This window comes from Bradyrhizobium sp. 482_C4_N1_8 (assembly GCF_052075965.1).
Classification (GTDB): Bacteria; Pseudomonadota; Alphaproteobacteria; order Rhizobiales; family Xanthobacteraceae; genus Bradyrhizobium; species Bradyrhizobium barranii.
The window spans coordinates 6,832,326-6,849,916 of the sequence record NZ_CP197231.1; the positions used below are offsets into that span (position 1 = coordinate 6,832,326).

Genomic DNA, 17,591 nt, shown 5'->3' on the forward strand with positions numbered 1-17,591 from the left:
CGGCGCTCCTCACCATGAGGAGCGACAGCTAGTCCTTCGGCCGCTTGTCGTAGAGGCGCTTGGCCTTGCCCAGCGAGCGCTCCAGCGTGGCGGGGGCGACCACCCGCACGTTGGAGCTGATTCCGATGGTGTTCTTGATGTGGGTCGAAACGCGGTCGGCATGATCGACCAGCCCGCGGCCGTCCCAGCTCTCCGGGCGCGCCTCGGCGATGATGGTCAGCTCGTCCATGCGGCCTTCGCGGGTCAGCTCCATGATGAAGTGACCGCCGCACCAGTCGGTCGCGAGCAGCACCTCCTCGATCTGGGTCGGGAACAGATTGACGCCGCGCAGGATGATCATGTCGTCCGAGCGGCCCGTCACCTTCTCCATGCGCCGCATGCCCGGCCGCGCCGTGCCCGGCAGCAGCCGCGTCAGGTCCCGGGTGCGATAGCGGATCACCGGGAAGGCTTCCTTGGTCAGCGAGGTGAAGACCAGTTCGCCCTTCGCGCCGTCCGGCAGCACCGCGCCGGTTTCGGGATCGATCACCTCGGGATAGAAATGGTCCTCCCATATGTGCAGACCGTCCTTGGTCTCGATGCATTCCTGCGCAACGCCTGGACCGATCACCTCCGAGAGGCCATAGATATCGGTTGCATCCATATCGAAGGCGTCCTCGATCTCCCCGCGCATCGCATTGGTCCAGGGCTCGGCGCCGAAGATGCCGACCTTGAGCGAGCACTGGCGCGGGTCGAGCTTCTGGCGCTTGAACTCGTCGAGGATCGCCAACATGTAGCTCGGCGTCACCGTGATGATGTCGGGTCGGAAGTCGTTGATGAGTTGCACCTGCCGCTCGGTCATGCCGCCGGAGATCGGCACCACGGTGCAACCAAGTTTTTCCGCGCCGTAGTGCACACCCAATCCGCCGGTAAACAGGCCGTAGCCATAGGCGTTGTGGATGATCATGCCGGTGCGGCCGCCGGCGGCGCGGATCGAGCGTGCCATCACCTCCGACCAGGTGTCGATGTCGCGCTGCGTATAGCCCACCACGATCGGCTTTCCCGTGGTGCCGGAGGAGGCATGCACGCGCACCAGCTTTTCGCGCGGCACGGCGAACATGTTGAAGGGATAATTGTCGCGCAGATCCGTCTTCACGGTGAACGGGAATTTTGCGAGATCGGAGAGTTCGCGAAAGTCGGACGGATGCACGCCGGCCTTGTCGAAGGCCTGGCGGTAATGCGCGACGTTGTCGTAGGCGTGCTTCAGCGACCAGGCCAGCCGCTGCGTTTGCAGCGCCATGATCTCGTCACGCGACGCGCGCTCATGCGCGTCCATCTCGGCGCGATAGGCGTTGCCACCTTCCTTGAGCCTCGTCAGAGCCATCCTCGTTTCCCCACATTGGTTGGTTCTTTTTATTGGAGTCTTACGGTTCTTGCGTCGGCAGCCACGTGCCGGGAATGACACGCGAATGCCCCCGGAATTCCGCGATGACGGTGTCGCCCGCTGTCACGCGCACGTCGTAGATGCCTGAGCGTCCGCCACGGCTGACCTCGCGCGCTTTTGCAACGAGGCGGTCATCAAGCCTGCCCGGCTTGATGAAGGTGATCTGGCCCTGTGCCGCCACGACACGTTCATTGTGCGAATTGCAGGCAAAGGCGAAGGCGGAATCGGCCAGCGTGAAGATGAAGCCGCCATGGGCGATACGCTGGCCGTTGACCATGTCCGGCCGCACATTCATCGCCAGCGTCGCAAAGCCCGGACCAATCTCGACGATCTCCATGCCGAGACCCTTGGAGGCATCATCCTCCGCCCACATCGCGTCGGCGCAGGCGCGGGCAACATCCTCGGGCGACAGGTTGGCTTTGACGTTCACGCGCTTCTCCCGGCCAAATGTTTGGCCATAATGCTCTGCTGCCCGGCCATAACTGTCAAACGTGATCGTAATCGACCACGACCCGCTCCGACGACGGCTTCGCCTGGCAGGTAAGGACGAAGCCGGCCTTCAACTCCCAGGGCTCCAGCGAATAGTTGACGTCCATCGGCGCCTCGCCCTCGACCAGCTTGGCGCGGCAGGTCGAGCACATGCCGCCCTTGCAGGCGAAGGGCAGATCGACGCCGGCGCGCAGCGCGGCATCGAGGATCGCCTCATCTTCGGCGACCGGCACGTCGCGGCGCTTGCCGTCGATGATCAGCGAGGCGATCGCCTTCGGCGGCGCGTCGGGTGCAACGATCTTCTTCGGTCGCGGCTTGCCGCCGAATTCGGAGACGAAGCGCTCCACGTGGATGCGCTCTTCCGCGATACCGAGATCGCGGCAGGTCGCCTCGATCTCCTCGCTCATGCCAAGGGGGCCACAGATGAAGATATGATCGACACTCGCGGCCGGCACCAGCGAGCGCAGCAACACCCTCACCTTGTCGCCATCGAGTCGGCCATGCAGGATCGGGATGTCCTGCTCCTCGCCGGAGATGACGTGGAAGATCGAGAGGCGATCGATGAAGCGGTCCTTGAGCTCCTCGAGTGCCTCCAGGAACATGATGTTGTCGGTGGCGCGGTTGCCGTAGAACAGGAAGAAGCGGCTGTCCGCCTCGCGCGCGAGCACGCCCTTGACGATCGACAGGATCGGCGTGATGCCGGAGCCTGCGGCAAAGCCGACATGGATGCGTCCGCTATCTGCCGGCGGGATCACGCCGAAGCGTCCGGTCGGCGTCATGACGTCGAGCTCGTCGCCGCATTTGAGTTCATCCGCCGCCCAGTTCGAAAATGCTCCGCCATCGACCTTCTTCACGGCAATGCGGATCTCGCCATCGTCAGGACCCGAGCAGATCGAATAGGAGCGCCGGACTTCCTCGCCATCGAGCATGGTGCGGAGCGTGAGGTACTGGCCGGGCGCGAAAGCGTAATCGCCCGCGAGTTCGCCGGGGACCGCAAAGGTCATCGACACCGCGTCGGCCGCCTCGCGGCGGAGGTCGTTGACGGTCAGGCGATGAAAGCGCGGTGCGGCTGCGGACATGATCAATGACACTTGAAATAATCGAAGGGTTCGCGGCAGGCCTTGCAGCGCCACAACGCCTTGCAGGAGGTCGAGCCGAATTCGGACAGAAGCTCGGTCTTGTCAGAGCCGCATTGCGGGCACGCAACGGCCTGCTCGCCGAACAGCGCGCGGCGAGAGCTTGACGCCTGCGGTGGCGCGATGCCGTAGGCGTGCAGCTTGCGGCGCCCCTCTTCGCTCATCCAGTCGGTGGTCCAGGCCGGCGACAGCACGGTGCGCACTTTCGGCTGGCGAAAACCGGCGCGTTCCAACGCAAGCTCGATCTCGAACGCGATCATGTTCATGGCCGGGCAGCCCGAGTAAGTCGGGGTGATCGCGACCTCGACATGATCGCCATCGAGAACGACATCACGGAGCACGCCGAGATCGGCGATGGTCAGCACCGGGATTTCAGGGTCAACGACGCTCGCCGCGGCATCCCAGGCGCGCCGGCGCAGCTCGCTGTCGCGCTCGAGCACCGTCACCATGTCTGCCCCGGAAATGTACGCTGCATCGACTGAAGCTCGGACAGGAGATGACCGAGATGCTCGCTGTGGCGGCCCACGCGGCCGCCCTGCTGCATCCAGTCATTCTGCGGCAACCTGAGCGTTGCTTCACCAACGACGTCAGACAACGTTGTCAGCCAGCGGCCGCGCAAGGTGCCGGGATCCACAGCGATGCCGGCATGGATCAAAGCGCGTTCGCCTTCGTCGACGGCAAACATCTCTCCGGTGAAGGCCCAGAGATGATCGATCGCGGCCTGCGCCCTGGCGTGACTCTCGCCGGTACCGTCGCCAAGCCGAATGATCCATTCCGAGGCGTGGCGCAGATGATAAGCGCTCTCCTTCTCGGACTTGGCGGCAATGGCCGCGAGCGTCGTATCGCGCGAATTCATCATCGCGCGCCAATAGAGGTCGGCGAAGGCGGAATAGAAGAACTGCCGCACCAGGGTCTGGGCAAAGTCGCCATTCGGCTGTTCGACCAGCAGCAGGTTGCGGTACTGCCTGACGTCGCGCAAATAGGCGAGCTTGTCCTCGTTGTTGTCCTTGCCTTCGGCTTTGGCTGCGTAGGTGTAGAGTTCACGCGCCTGGCCGATCAGATCGAGCGCGATGTTGGAGAGCGCCATGTCCTCTTCCAGCATCGGCGCATGTCCGCACCATTCCGACAGACGATGACCGAGAATCAGCGCATCGTCGGCGCGGCGCAACGCGTAGAGCACCAGCGGCGTTTCGGAGACCTGGATGTTGGCCACAAGCATCACATGTGCCCCACTTCCTCAGGCACCTCGTAGAACGTCGGATGCCGGTAGATCTTCGATTCCGCTGGCTCGAACATCATGCCCTTCTCGGCGGGATCGCTCGCGGTGATCGCGGTCGACGGCACGACCCAGATCGACAGGCCCTCGCCGCGGCGGGTGTAGATGTCGCGCGCGGCCTGCAGGGCCATGGTGGCGTCATTCGCATGCAGCGAGCCGACATGCTTGTGCGCGAGCCCGTTGCGGCTGCGAATGAAGACTTCCCACAGCGGTGTGTTCGGCGTGGCCATCGTGATCTCCTTATTCCGCGGCTTGTGCGGTCTGACGCTGCGCGCGCTTTGCGGCATAGCTAGCTGCCGCCTCGCGCACCCAGGCGCCCTCATCGTGCGCCTTGCGACGCGCGGCAAGCCGATCGCGGTTGCACGGGCCGTTGCCGGCGAGCACCTGCTTGAATTCGGTCCAGTCGATCTCGCTGTAGCGCCAGTGCCCTTCGGCGTCCCGCGTCATGCCGGGATCGGGGATGGCGAGGCCGAGATATTGCGCCTGCGGCACGGTGGCATCGACGAACTTCTGGCGCAGCTCGTCATTGGAGAAGCGCTTGATCTTCCACTTCGTCGATGTGTCGCTGTGCTGGCTCGTCGCATCGGGCGGACCGAACATCATCAGCACCGGCCACCACCAGCGGTTCAGCGCGTCCTGCGCCATCGCCTTCTGCTCATCCGAGCCGCGGCACAGCGTCAGCATGATCTCGTAGCCCTGGCGCTGGTGGAAGGACTCCTCCTTGCAGACGCGGATCATCGCGCGTGCGTACGGGCCATAGGAGCAACGACACAGCGGGATCTGGTTCATGATCGCGGCGCCGTCGACCAGCCAGCCGATGGTGCCGATGTCGGCCCAGGTCAGCGTCGGATAATTGAAGATCGAGGAATATTTGGCCTTGCCGGTGAGCATCGCGTCGACCAGCTCTTCGCGCGACGTACCGAGCGTCTCGGCGGCGGCATAGAGATAGAGCCCGTGGCCGCACTCGTCCTGCACCTTGGCCAGCAGCGCCGCCTTGCGGCGCAAGGTCGGCGCGCGCGTGATCCAGTTGCCCTCAGGCAGCATGCCGACGATTTCGGAATGGGCGTGCTGGGAGATCTGGCGGGTGAGCGTCTTGCGATAGGCCGCCGGCATCCAGTCGTTCGGCTCGATGCGCTCCTCGGCATCAATGCGGGCCTGGAACTGCGCAGCCTTCGCCGCATCCTCGAGACCGCGATCGTCAGTCTCGGCCGTATTCAGCGCCTGGGTATACATGCGCATCCTCCCGTTTATTGGGAGGCAATATATAACAAAAATTACGTCATGCAAGATATTTCTGTAACATATAAATCAGGCCTCGAACCGCCGCTCCAGGAGCTTTCGAGCCGGCGGCAGTGGCCCCTTCTCATTGGTTCCATGGCTATCAAGCCATTGTTCCGACGGCGCAAGCAGCGCGCGATAGACCTCGCCGCAGAGTTCACGTGCTGCCCTGCCGGGCCAGTCGCCCGGCAGCAAGCTCTCGGGCAGCAGCGGATCGCGCAACACAACACGGCGGTAATAGTGGATCAGCAGGATGCGCGCGGTGAAGGCGTCGGCCTCGGACAGATCCGCACCGCGCGCGATAGCGGCACGGAGCGGCTCGAACGTCTTCATGAATTTCAGATAGGCGTCTGCGGTGCGGTCCAGCGGCCAGCTCGCGCTGAGCAGACGGCGCCCGCTGTCATCCTCAGCCGAGACTTCGAGACGGATTGCCCCGCCAGCCTCGTCCGGCACCGGCACACCTGATGGCGCGACCCACACGCCGGGCAGCGGACTGCCGAAGCCGGCGTTGCGCAGCGCTTCGCGCGAGACGTCGCGATCCTCCCCGTTGCCGATCAGGAGCAGCTCGAAACGCCCGGTCCAGTCCGACGATGGCGGATCGTAGATGTGGCGCGTGGCGGCCTCGAAGGTCTGACTTCCTTTATCGGCCAGGCGATAAAAACTGTTCCGGCCAACCTTTTCGCGTGTCAGCCAGCCATCGGCAGCAAGGCGTGACATCGCGGTGCGCACCACGCCGCTATCGATGTCCACACTCTCGAAGAACTCCAACAGCGTGCCGAGCCACACCGAGCCGCCGCGCGGCACGATCGCGTCGCCAAACACGGTGATGACGATGGAGCCCGTGCGTGACGGCTCACGCTTGAGCTGGTCGATGATGCGGGACAATGGATGCGCCATGCGCGAGGCATAGCGCGTTTGGTGCGGGCGCGACAATGGACGGGAGCTACAATCAAAGCGAGAGCCGGGCTCGATCCTTCGAGACGGCCCTTCGCGCCTCCTCAGGATGAGGTCTGATCGCTTTCGCGCCGCATCACTAGCTCTCAGTCCTCATGGTGAGGAGCGCGGCAAAGCCGCGCGTCTCGAACCATGCAGGCCGCGCTTACCGATGCGGATCGGGATAGACCATGCTGCGCCAGCCGCTGCGGTCGAACGGCCGCCACTGGCCTTCCTTCTGCGCGAGGCGGTCGGCGACCGCATAGACGGCGGCGGGATGATGGCCCATGCCGCAATGGCTGCTCTCGACCTCGATGCTCTCGGTCTGCGCGCCCGTCTTCTCCATACAGCCCTGCCAGGCGCAGACGCCGTCGGTGCGGCTGAAGATGGCGGTGGTCGGCACCGGCGGCGGGACGGCGAGCTCGCCGCCGAACTGCGGATCGACCTCGTCGGACTTCCGGCCGCTCGCCCATTCATAGACGCGCCAGGCATTGGTCGAACGGGGATCGCCCGCGAAGGGGCTGCCGAGCGTGATCACCTGGCGCACGCGCGCCGGCATCATCTTGGCGAGCTGGCGCGCATAGAGGCCGCCGAGGCTCCAGCCGACCAGACTGATCCTGCGGCCATGCTTGTCGCTGAGCTCCTGCACGAGATCGACCATCGCATGCTGCACGCCCTCGCGCAGGCCGTAGTTGCGGCCCTGGCGCCAGCCGCTTGCCGCGTAGCCCTTGCTGGTCAGAATGGAGCGCAGCGCGCGCGTCGACGCGTCGGAGGCCACGAGGCCCGGGAACACCAGCACCGGATGCCCATCGCCGCGGGGCGCGAGGCTCAGCAGCGGCAGCGCGCCGAGGAATGCGCCGAACTCGTGGATCGCGCGCCCTTCCAGGAACATCAAGGTACGGGACGGCGGACGCAGCGTCTGGGCAGTAGCGGTCATCAATGGTCCCCTGGGCAGAATTGCTGAAAAGGCTACCGGTTGCGATGCCGGCAAATGGGTACGAATTCCAACAGTCCGGCTTCTCGAACGTTCCGCAACGCAGCATGAATCAGCTAGGCGGCCGGTTCCAGACATTCAAGCGGGTGAAGCCCAAGGCGACAATAGGCCCGCAGGTGAATGCCAGCGTCCGTGACGCAAAAGTCACAACCATCGAAGCAGGAATTCTACGGAGTAGAGCGCAAGACCTGCGAGCCCGCCGATCAACGAACCGTTGAAGCGGATGTATTGCAGGTCGCGGCCGATGTTGATTTCAATCAGCGAAATCAACTGCGCCATATCCCACGCCTTGACCTGGTCGGAAATGAAGGTCGAGACGCCGCTCTTCTGATCCGCAACGAAGCTGCGCAGCACCGCCACCAGGCCCTTGTTGATCTCGCCGCGGAGCTCGGCATCGCCGGCGAGCACCTCACCCGCGGCGACGAACATGCCGGCGAGATGATGCTGCAGTACCTGCGTCTCGCCGCTTGCGCTGCGCTCGATGAAGGAGCGCATGTTGGTCCAGACGGTCCGGGCGAGATCGGCAAGCTCGGGCCGGGCGAGCAGATCGCGCTTCAATCCGTCGATACGATCGATATAGGCCTGATCGGTGCCGAGCCGATCGACGAAGCCCAGCACCATGCGATCGAACTCGCCGCGAAACGGATGTTTGGGATCGCTGCGCACCTCGTTGAAAAAAGCCGTGGCGGACGCCACGATCTTGTTCACCAGAAACTTGTCGGCGCGATAGAGCCTGAGCAGGGTCGGCAACTCCGCGCGCACCTTCTCGCGGATCATCGCCATCGTCTCGGTCTGGTTCAGCGTCTCGTGCATCACGCGCAGGAGATCATCGAACAGGATCTGATGCCGCCCTTCCGCGACGAAGCCGCGCAGCGTGCCGGCCGCGAGCGGCGCAAGGTCGATCGCCTGGAGCTGCGAGGACATGCGGCGAATGATGAAGGTCATCAGACCCGAGCTTTCCGTCGCGGAGACGGCCTCCGGCAGCAGGCGCAGCGCGAAACGCGCGAGATCATCGCTGCGCTTGCGGTCGCGCAGCCAGTCGGCGACGAAGGAGCCGAAATCGATCTCCCTCAGCTTGGCCTCGACGGGGCGGGCCTCGAGGAAATGCACCTGGATGAACTCGCCGAGCTTGTCGGCGATGCGGGCCTGATTGCTCTGGATGATCGCGGTGTGCGGGATCGGCAGGCCGAGCGGCCGCTTGAACAGCGCGACCACCGCGTACCAGTCGGCGAGCCCGCCGATGGTCGCGGCTTCTGCGAAGGCCGCGATGAAGCCGAACACGGGATGCACTGGCAGAAGCCATTTCGCAACGACGAACAGGGCAAGCGTCGAGGCCAGCACCAGCGTCGCCAGTGCTTTGACGCGGCGAAGCTCCGCCGCGCGTTCGGCGTCACCGGGGGTGTCGAAGGAGAAGGTAGCGGGCGGGGTCATCACTGCATCACCCTACTCGTCATTGCGAGCGAAGCGAAGCAATCCAGAGTCTTTCCACGGAGACGGACTGGATTGCTTCGCTTCGCTCGCAATGACGGCAGCGCAAAAAACAAAGGCCCGCCGAAGCGGGCCTCAAATTTCAGTTTGTACTCAGGGTGCCGTATCAAGCGGTCTTGGTGTAGACCTTGGCAAAGTTGTCCTGAGCGGACTTCGCACCGTTGGCAGCGAGCTTGCCGACATAGTCGGCGGTCGCCTTGGCGCGCGAGACGAAAACTTCGCCGCGGGCGCGGAGCAGGCTCGACTGGATCTCGACGGCTTCGCTGATCGACTTGGCGGACGCGAGCTTGTCGATGCCCGCGAAGAACGCCTCGGCGTCCTCGTAGATCGCCTGCTGGATGTTGCGGCTGATCTTGCCGGCCTCGGTGACGGACTCGGTCACCGCGTTCTCGACGGCGGCGGTCACGCGCTCGGAGCCAGCGAACACCTCGGCAGCACGGTCCTTGGCGGTGTTGGCGGACTTCTTGACGAACTCGCGGGCGGCCTCGGGAACTTCCAGGTTCTGGATGTTCTTGAAAGCGTCCTTGAAGCCCTCGAAGGCAGTGTTGGTTTCGGTGGTCATGGGGTTCTCTCCATCCTCATTGGGTTGAGCTATGGGCTCACCCCGTCCTCATTGGCCCGGGGCACGGCTTATATGACATAATTAATGGTGCGATGCAATATTCGTATTGCACTGCGATATCACGAAATCGTGAACAGCCTTAATGGGAGGCAATTTGGCGCCTCCCTAGCCAGTTGGGTTCCCGGAAGGCGAGACGGCCGCCCTAATGCTGGACGGCTCCCGGCAAGCCATAGGCCTCCATCTGGGCCTGGACCTGTGCGATGTTGTGGCCGAGCACGACAATGTCGTGGGTCTTGCCGTCGACGTCCCGGACATGGTCCCGCAGCAGCGCCTCGGCCTTGAAGCCGAGGCTCTCGAACAGGGCGATCGCCGCCTGCTGGTCGACCGTCATCTGGACCGAAAGCTTTTCCAGGCGGGCGCCGAGCGCGAGCGCAAAGGTCTCCTGCGAGAGCGCCCGCCCGACCCCCTTCCCGCGCACGTCGAGGGAAACAACCATCCGGATCTCGCCGACATGGGGCGACCAGGAATGCGGATCGCGCACCAGCGTGCCGCAGCCGACGACCTTGGCGTCCCTGACCGCGAGCAGGCTGGTAATCGCGCCGCGCTCGATCTCCTTGACCCAGGCCGAGAGCACCTTCGGCTCGCTGATGTTGCGCGGCAGGAACAACAGATCATGGGTCGGCAGGCCCTTGCCGAAGGCCAGCATCGCGGCCTCGTCCGCAGGCGACATCAGGCGGATCTCGATATCGCCAGCGTCGGTCTTGACCTGACGCGGATAGGAACGCTGCTCACTCATGTCGATCTCTTCCCCAGCCAGGTATCCAGTTTCGGCCACAGCCGCTTCACCGCATTGGCGCCGGCGACCAGCGAGACGTGACCGCCCTTCAGCATCACCTCTTCCTTGTCCTCGGACCCGATCTTGGCGATCAGGTGTTTTGCGGCCTCATACGGCACGATGTGATCGTGCTCCGCGACCGCGTGCAGGAACGGCACCTTGATGTCTTCGAGCTTCGCCGCGCGGCCGCCGACCGACATGGTGTCGTTGAACAGCTTGTTGTCCCACATCAGGTCCTTGGTGATGGTGCGGAAATATTCGCCCGCCAGCGGCAGCGTGTCGGTCGCCCAGCGGTCGAACATCCGGTACGATTTCACGAACTCGTCGTTCCAGATGTTTTCCCAGAGCTGGATCTGGCTCACCGTGCGCGAGGCCGGGCGCAGCATCTCGAACGAGGACAGGATCATCTCCGGCGGCACGTTGCCGACGCTGTCGACGAGGCGGTCGACGTCGAAATAACGCCGGTCGGAGAAATTCGAGAACAGCTTCATCTCGCGAAAGTCGATCGGCGTGGTGAAGCAGATCAGGTTCTTCATCGGCCCGTCCTTGTGGATCGAGCCATAGAGCAGGGACAGCACGCCGCCGAAGCAATAGCCGATCACGGAGACGTCCTGCTCGCCGGAATCGGCCTGCACGCGGCGGACGCAATCCGGGATGAAGTCGAGGACATAGTCCTCCATGCGCAGGCTCTTCTCCTCCGGCCGCGGCGCGCTCCAGTCCAGCATGTAGACGTCGTAGCCGCGCTTGAGCAGGAACTCGATGAAGCTCTGACCAGGCACGAGATCGAGGATGTAGCCACGATTGGTGGTCGCCATCACGATCAAGACCGGTACGCGGTAGATCTCGTCGGACATCGGCCGGTAGTGATAGAGGCTCATGGTGCCGCGCGAATGCAGCACGTCCTTCGGCGTCGAGCCGAGCGAAGGGCCCGAAGTCGAAAAATATTCGACGCCCTTGATGCTGCGCTGGATGGCGCGCTGCACCTCGGACTGGATGCGATCAGGGAGCGATGCGAAATCTAGTCCGGTGGCTGCATTCATGTCTGCTCTCCGCCCTCGGACGGCGGGCGCTTGGTGCGCGGCGGTCGCAATGCCGTATCGGAGCCCTGAGATACGCCGGAACGTGCCGCCATCTGGCTCAGCATCCACTTGATCTCACCGATCTGGCCTTCGATGGCTTGCAACCTTTCGGCAAGGCCAGTGACCTGATCGCGGCTGGGCAGGTTCATGGAGACCAGATATTTTTCCATGAGCTCGCCGAGTTGCTTCTGAGCACCTGCAGCAACTCCTCCCGCGCGGTTCATCGCCTGTGAAAACTCGGGCGACGACATGGCCTGGTTGGCGAAGGAGTTGAACCCCTTCTCCATCTCACCAACCATCTTCTGCCACATGGCGACCGGGTCATTGGTCTTGTCGGTCATCGGCGTCCTCCTGATATCGAGAGCTGCGATGCCCTTCTTTTTTCGCCATACCACACCGTTGCGAGGGAGCGGTCAACCGGCAGGTCGCGCGGTGCGGCGCACACGGCTTCTTTGCGGCGGCAAATCGTGCGATACAGCATCGATCAGCAGGAGGGAACGCGCCCGTGACCACCCATCAGCCGCCCCAGACCATCCGCGCCAACGGCATCGACATCTGCTACGAGATCTTTGGCAACGACAATGCCGAGCCGCTGCTGCTGATCATGGGGCTCGGGGCGCAGATGATCCACTGGGACGATGCGTTCTGCGAGCAGCTCGCCGTGCATGGGTTTCGCGTGATCCGCTTCGACAATCGCGACATCGGCAAGTCGAGCCATCTGACGGGCGGTAAACGCCTGACGCCACTCGAGCTGTTGAAGCTGCGCTTTCTCAGGATTCCCGTGGCCGCGACCTACAAGCTGATCGACATGGCGAAGGACACGGTCGGCCTGATGGATGCGCTCGGCATCAAGTCGGCGCATCTGGTTGGCGCCTCGATGGGCGGCATGATCGCGCAGGAGGTGACGCTGTCGTTTCCAGAGCGCGTGCGCTCGCTGACCTCGATCATGTCGACGACAGGCAATCCGCGTGTGCCGCCGCCGACACGCGAGGCCTCCGCGATGCTGATGGCGCCGCCGCCACGCAGCAAGGAGGAGTTCATCGTCCGCTTCGGCGAGACCTGGAAGGTGCTGCGCGCCGGGTCCTTTCCGGAAGAGGAAGCGCTCGACCCCGATCGTGCCGAGCGCGTCTTCGCACGCGGCCTCAATCCGGCCGGCGTCGGCCGGCAGCTCCGCGCCGTACTCGCCTCCGGCAGCCGCAAGGAGCGGCTGCGTGGCGTGAAAACACCGACGCTGGTCATTCACGGCACCGTCGATCCGCTGGTGCGGCCCGAAGGCGGCAAGGACACCGCAGAGTCGATTCCCGGCGCAAAGCTATTGATGATCGACGGCATGGGCCATGCGCTGCCGATGCGCTTCTGGCCCGACATCATCCGCGCCATCGACAAACACGCTCATGGGGCGGCGGCGCAGGCGGCGTAGACGCGACCGGTCTCCTCGCGGTGACCATGTGAGCTTCCGGTTACTCTCTTAACGCGAGCCGGGGCGAAAGCTATACAGGCCTTCCTCAATCGCAAGACAGAGGCTGCGGCCTCTCGGAGCTCACATGCATCTCATCGTCCGGTCCGTCGCAATGATTGCGGCTTCCATTCTCATGCTGTCCCTCGGCAACGGCGCTGCGCTGGCCGCCAGCGCGCAGGAAGAAGCCAACCGCGCCGCCGTACTGGCCTTCTACGAGAAGGGCCTTAACCAAAAGGACGCCGACGCCGCCCTCGCCTATGTCGGCAACCGTTATGTCCAGCACAATCCGAACGCGCCCGATGGTCCGGACGGTTTTCGCAAGTTCATCGGCTTCCTGCGCGAAAAGTTCCCGAGCTCGCACAGCGAGGTCAAGCGCTCATTCGTCGACGGCGACTTTGTCATCCTGCACGTCCACTCCGTTCGCGAGCCCGGCAGCAGGGGCCGCGCGATCGTGGATATCTTCAAGCTGGAAAACGGCAAGATCGTCGAACACTGGGACGTTGTTCAGGACATCCCGGAAAATCCGGCGAACAACAATACGATGTTCTAGAGCCGTAGCCCGGATGAAGCGCAGCGTAATCCGGGACCACTCTTTGCGGATCGACCGCCCCGGATTTCGCTTCGCTCCATCCGGGCTACAAATCGCCGCCTAGCTCCTCCTCGCGATCCAGATCACATGGCGCGCGCCGCCGCCTCGTCCGGTGGCGCGAACGTTGACTTCGTTCACATCGAAGCCGGCGCTGCCGAGGCGCTTGGTGAAGGCCGGGTTGGGTCCCGACGACCAGACGGCGAGCACGCCGCCCGGCCGCAGCGCCACCTTCGCCGCTTTCAACCCGCTCGCATTGTAGAGTGCGTTATTGCCCTTCCGGGTCAGCCCCTCCGGCCCGTTGTCGACGTCGAGCAGAATGGCGTCGAAGGCCGACCGCTGCGCGCGGATGATCCCGCCGACGTCAGTCTCCCGGATCTTCACCCTGACATCATCGAGACTGTCGCCAAAGACCTCGGCCATCGGGCCGCGCGCCCAGGCGACCACCGCCGGCACGAGCTCGGAGACCACGATCTTCGCCTTGCTCCCGAGCACAGTCAGCGCCGCGCGCAGCGTAAAGCCCATCCCGAGGCCTCCGATGAGGACAACGGGTTTTGCGACCGTCTCGATCTGCTTTGCCGCGAGAGTTGCGAGCGCGGCCTCAGAGCCCGACAGGCGATTGTTCATCAGCTCGTTGGTGCCGAGCTTGATGGAGAACTCCTTGCCGCGCCGCATCAGGCGGAGCTCTTCGTCGGAGCCGGGGATTTTGGCGGTGTCGATCTTTTCCCAGGGAATCATGGGAGAGCTTTAGCACGATCGGACGAACAATCACCCTCCCGCCCAGACGTCCAGCACATAGCGGTTCTTCGCGCCCATCTCCTCGATCCAGCGCAGAGCCGTGGCGGCATCGCTGCCGCTCTTCTCGCGATGGATCGCAACGAGCGCGGCCTTCACGTCGGGCTCCATCTTGCCGCCATCGCCGCAGACATAAATGATCGCGCCCTGCTCGATCAGCAGCCAGACCCTGTCCTTCTGCGCGGCAAGCATGTGCTGCACATAGGTCTTCGGTCCATCTGCACGCGAGAATGCCGTGAAGAGCTCGGTGATGCCGCTTGCCGCCAGCCCCTTCAGCTCCTCCGCGTAGAGAAAATCCTGGTCGGGATGGCGGCAGCCGAAGAACAGCATGGCCGGACCGAGCGCGGCGCCCTTCGCCTTGCGCGCAGCGCGCTCCTGGAGGAAGCCGCGGAACGGCGCCAGTCCGGTGCCCGGGCCGATCATGATGATCGGCACGGATGACTCATCGGGGAGCCGGAAGCCGGCCTTGGTCTCGCGCACGGTGGCATAGATCGCATCGCCCGCACGCCGGTTGGAGAGATAATTCGAGCAGATGCCTTTGTAGACACCGCGCCCGGAGGCGGCCGGCCCTTCGACCACGCCGACCGTGACGCTGCATCGCGCCGGGTCGACCGACGGCGACGACGAGATCGAGTAATAACGCGGCGCCAGCAGCGAGAGCATTTCCAGATAAGCGTGGAACGGCAGTTCGCAGGCCGGATATTCGAGCAACATGTCGAACACCGATTTGCGCCTGGCCAGAATCTCGGTGCGATAACGCTCGAGCGGCTCGGCCTCCTCGCCAACGAAGGCCAGCAGCTTAGGCTTGGTGACCGGGCAGCGGGTGTGCTCGGCCATGATCTGGATCTGCTTCCGTGTCGCCACCTGCTGCAGCTCGACGAACTCGCTGAGCAGGCGTCCGACCGAGACGGCATTGCCGACCGGCAGCTGCGCGCGGCGGCCTTCGGCGACCTGAAGCCTGATCTGGTCCGCCGGCAGGAAGCCGAAGCGACGGGCAACCGAATCCACCAGCGTCGGATCATTGCGCGGGACCACACTCAGATGATCGCCGACGCGGTAGGTGATGTTGGACGGCAGCTGCACCTCGATATGGCGCGTCGAACGCTCGGACGGATTGGCGCCGGACTTGTTCTGAAGCTCGTCATTGACCAGCACCTTCATCGCGACAGCACCGCCCTGGGCCACGATGGTGTTGACGGCGGTTACTGCGACAGGCTCGATCGCATAGAGCGGATCGTCCTCCGCGGTGCGGGTGAAATTCCAGTCGATGCCGAATTCCTTGGTGGCAACCTGCGCGGCCGCAGGGAACCATTTCTGGAACTGGCCGTCGAGATCGCTGCGCGCATCGCCTTCGCCGCGCGGATAGACTGCGCGCGCACCATGCTTCGACAATTGCTCGTCGATGAAGCGCGGCACCGATTGATAGGTTGCCGCCCAATCGCTGTTGCCGCAGCCGAACACGGCGTAGCGCACATTGGCAAAGGCATCCATCGGCAGATCGTCGCCGAGCCATTTGACGAACTGCGTCGCGTTGTCAGGCGGCGCACCGTTATAGGAGGCGCAGATGATCAGCACGCCGCCCTCCTGCGGCAGCTTGCCGACGTAATCGTCGAGCGGCCCGAGATGCACGGCAAAGCCGTTGATCTCGGCAAGATCGGCCATGCGCGTCGCCAGCTCCTCGGCCGTGCCGAGATTGGAGCCGTAAAGCACCAGCATCGGCGTGTTGTGGCCGGGCCGCGCCGTCGGCTGACGCGGTGCTCTCGGCGCTGAAACCGCAGCCGCGATGGGCCCGCCATAAGCGCCGCGCTCGCGATCGGCGCGCGGACGTACCTTGATCTTGAAGCCTTCCGGCTTCATCGTCAGCGTTTCCTTCAGATGCATCTGATAGCGCTGGTGATCGATCAGCTTGAAGCGCTGGAGGATCATGCCGAGCGCGAGCGCGGCCTCGTGCATGGCGAAGCCGCGTCCGATGCAGGCGCGCTGGCCGTTGCCGAACGGCTTCCAGGCATTGATCGGCCGCTTGGCCTCCGCCTCGCGGCTGAAATTCTCGGGATCGAAGGCGTCTGGATTCGGGCCCCAGACCGAGGGATCGCGATGCAGCGCCGTCACCAGGATGGTGATGAAGGTGCCCTTCCTGAGCCTGTACTGGCCGCCGCCGATGGTCTCGTCGTTCAGCGGCGAGATGCCATAGGCCGGCGCCGGCGGCCACAGCCGCAGAGCTTCCTTGAGGATCTGCGTGATGTAGGTGAGCTGCGTCACCTGCTGGTAGGTCGGCTTGGCATTGACGTCGGGGCCGAAAACGCGGTCGACCTCGTCGTAGGCCTTCTTGAGAATGTCCGGGTGCTTGAGCAGGGCGTAGAGCGTGTAGGACAGCAGGCCGCTGGTGGTCTCGTGCCCCGCGATCAGGAACGTGTTGATCTGGTAGCGGATGTTGATGTCGTCAAGCTGCTCGCCGGTCGAACGGTCGACGCCGGTCATCATCGCGGCGAGCATGTCCTTCTTGTCGTCGATCCCTTCGGCGCTCTTGCGGCGCTCGGCGATGATCTCGTCGACCATCTTGTTCATGAAGGCGACGTCTTCGGCGAGCGTCTTCCGGCGCTTCTGCATCCAGAGCTGCTCGAACGGCAGGCCGCGCGTCATCATGATGGTTTCGAGCGAGCGCACCAGCGACTCGACGAAGGGATGATAGTCGCGCCGATAGAAGGAATTGAAGCGGTACTCGAAGCCGCACAGGCCGATCGTGTCCAGCGTCAGCGCGGTCATGTCATGGACGACGTCGATCTCGTCGTCGGCGTTGAGCCGTTCCCATTTGTTGACGAGCTGCTCGGCGATATCGACCATGCTCGGGTGATAGGACTGCATGGCGCGATTGCCGAACGGCTGCAGCAGGATGTTGTGTGCCTTGCTCCAGTTCGGCTCGCGGGTGTCGGCCGTGAAAAGGCCGTCGCCGCCGACCGCGCGCACGCGGCGCAACGCACCGCGCACCGTCTTGTCGAAGCGCTTCTCGTCGGAGAGCTCGTCGACGAGATCGTGGCCGGAGACGACGACGATCGGCGAGCCCATCATGTCGAGCCAGAAGATCGGCCCGAGCTCCTTGGCAAGCCGGGTCAGGTGCTGCACCGGCGCGGCCGAATCCAGCGACAGCATGTTGCCGACCACCGGCTTGGTCGGCGGCTGCGGAATCGGGTCCAGACGGTTCTTGGATGACATCGAAATGTAGTCCCCCTGCCTCAATGTCGTCATTGCGAGCGAAGCGAAGCA

18 protein-coding genes are annotated in these 17,591 nt (G+C 64.0%); 2 read left to right on the forward strand and 16 right to left on the reverse strand.

The genetic code is table 11. The features are described from left to right. Nucleotides 1-28 precede the first annotated feature (28 nt). The 14 genes from paaK to AB7Z56_RS32495 form a co-directional block, all read right to left on the reverse strand. Nucleotides 29-1,360, reverse strand: a complete 1,332-nt coding sequence (gene paaK / locus AB7Z56_RS32430) for a phenylacetate--CoA ligase PaaK (RefSeq protein ID WP_441256726.1) — start codon at nt 1,358-1,360, stop codon at nt 29-31. 40 nt (nt 1,361-1,400) lie between these two features. Next, nucleotides 1,401-1,850, reverse strand: a complete 450-nt coding sequence (gene paaI, locus AB7Z56_RS32435) for a hydroxyphenylacetyl-CoA thioesterase PaaI (RefSeq protein WP_063984728.1) — start codon at nt 1,848-1,850, stop codon at nt 1,401-1,403. A gap of 55 nt (nt 1,851-1,905) precedes the next feature. Next, entirely contained in the window at nt 1,906-2,988 is a 1,083-nt protein-coding gene (paaE, locus tag AB7Z56_RS32440) for a 1,2-phenylacetyl-CoA epoxidase subunit PaaE (RefSeq protein ID WP_063984729.1), read from the reverse strand. Between the two features lie 2 nt (nt 2,989-2,990). Beyond that, on the reverse strand, nt 2,991-3,494 hold the full coding sequence (paaD, locus tag AB7Z56_RS32445) for a 1,2-phenylacetyl-CoA epoxidase subunit PaaD (protein ID WP_063984730.1): 504 nt from the start codon (nt 3,492-3,494) through the stop codon (nt 2,991-2,993). Continuing rightward, nucleotides 3,488-4,264 carry a 1,2-phenylacetyl-CoA epoxidase subunit PaaC gene (gene paaC, locus AB7Z56_RS32450; protein ID WP_063984731.1) on the reverse strand — a complete coding sequence of 259 codons (777 nt, stop codon included), beginning with the start codon at nt 4,262-4,264 and terminating at the stop codon, nt 3,488-3,490. Before paaC ends, paaD begins: the two co-directional genes overlap by 7 nt. After that, a complete protein-coding gene (paaB, locus tag AB7Z56_RS32455; protein WP_014496929.1) occupies nt 4,264-4,551 on the reverse strand; it encodes a 1,2-phenylacetyl-CoA epoxidase subunit PaaB in 288 nt (95 codons plus the stop codon). Before paaB ends, paaC begins: the two co-directional genes overlap by 1 nt. 10 nt (nt 4,552-4,561) lie before the next feature. Next, complete coding sequence (paaA, locus tag AB7Z56_RS32460; RefSeq protein ID WP_063986562.1) at nt 4,562-5,554, reverse strand: 1,2-phenylacetyl-CoA epoxidase subunit PaaA; 993 nt, start codon at nt 5,552-5,554, stop codon at nt 4,562-4,564. Between the two features lie 75 nt (nt 5,555-5,629). Beyond that, a complete protein-coding gene (paaX, locus tag AB7Z56_RS32465) occupies nt 5,630-6,496 on the reverse strand; it encodes a phenylacetic acid degradation operon negative regulatory protein PaaX (protein WP_063986563.1) in 867 nt (288 codons plus the stop codon). Between the two features lie 202 nt (nt 6,497-6,698). Continuing rightward, complete coding sequence (locus AB7Z56_RS32470) at nt 6,699-7,469, reverse strand: esterase/lipase family protein (protein ID WP_441256727.1); 771 nt, start codon at nt 7,467-7,469, stop codon at nt 6,699-6,701. Nucleotides 7,470-7,670: 201 nt separating this feature from the next. Then, a complete protein-coding gene (locus AB7Z56_RS32475) occupies nt 7,671-8,957 on the reverse strand; it encodes a DUF445 domain-containing protein (protein ID WP_063984733.1) in 1,287 nt (428 codons plus the stop codon). Between the two features lie 163 nt (nt 8,958-9,120). After that, nucleotides 9,121-9,576 (reverse strand): phasin, encoded by a 456-nt coding sequence (locus AB7Z56_RS32480; protein ID WP_063984734.1) that lies wholly within the window; start codon nt 9,574-9,576, stop codon nt 9,121-9,123. A gap of 202 nt (nt 9,577-9,778) precedes the next feature. Then, nucleotides 9,779-10,372, reverse strand: a complete 594-nt coding sequence (locus tag AB7Z56_RS32485; RefSeq protein ID WP_441256728.1) for an N-acetyltransferase family protein — start codon at nt 10,370-10,372, stop codon at nt 9,779-9,781. Beyond that, nucleotides 10,369-11,451, reverse strand: coding sequence for a PHA/PHB synthase family protein (locus tag AB7Z56_RS32490; RefSeq protein ID WP_063984736.1), 1,083 nt, complete (start codon nt 11,449-11,451; stop codon nt 10,369-10,371). Before AB7Z56_RS32490 ends, AB7Z56_RS32485 begins: the two co-directional genes overlap by 4 nt. Next, nucleotides 11,448-11,831: a hypothetical protein gene (locus AB7Z56_RS32495; protein ID WP_063984737.1), complete on the reverse strand. Its 384-nt coding sequence runs from the start codon at nt 11,829-11,831 to the stop codon at nt 11,448-11,450. The genes AB7Z56_RS32490 and AB7Z56_RS32495 overlap by 4 nt, the downstream gene beginning before the upstream one ends. A gap of 164 nt (nt 11,832-11,995) precedes the next feature. Here AB7Z56_RS32495 and AB7Z56_RS32500 point away from each other — a divergent pair, with 164 nt between their 5' ends. Further along, nucleotides 11,996-12,910, forward strand: coding sequence for an alpha/beta fold hydrolase (locus AB7Z56_RS32500; protein ID WP_063984738.1), 915 nt, complete (start codon nt 11,996-11,998; stop codon nt 12,908-12,910). 124 nt (nt 12,911-13,034) lie between these two features. Further along, nucleotides 13,035-13,499 carry a nuclear transport factor 2 family protein gene (locus AB7Z56_RS32505; protein ID WP_063984739.1) on the forward strand — a complete coding sequence of 155 codons (465 nt, stop codon included), beginning with the start codon at nt 13,035-13,037 and terminating at the stop codon, nt 13,497-13,499. 99 nt (nt 13,500-13,598) lie between these two features. Here AB7Z56_RS32505 and AB7Z56_RS32510 read toward each other — a convergent pair whose 3' ends face one another. Then, nucleotides 13,599-14,273 carry a spermidine synthase gene (locus AB7Z56_RS32510; RefSeq protein WP_063984740.1) on the reverse strand — a complete coding sequence of 225 codons (675 nt, stop codon included), beginning with the start codon at nt 14,271-14,273 and terminating at the stop codon, nt 13,599-13,601. Between the two features lie 30 nt (nt 14,274-14,303). Next, nucleotides 14,304-17,540 (reverse strand): bifunctional cytochrome P450/NADPH--P450 reductase, encoded by a 3,237-nt coding sequence (locus tag AB7Z56_RS32515; protein ID WP_063984741.1) that lies wholly within the window; start codon nt 17,538-17,540, stop codon nt 14,304-14,306. Nucleotides 17,541-17,591: the final 51 nt, after the last annotated feature.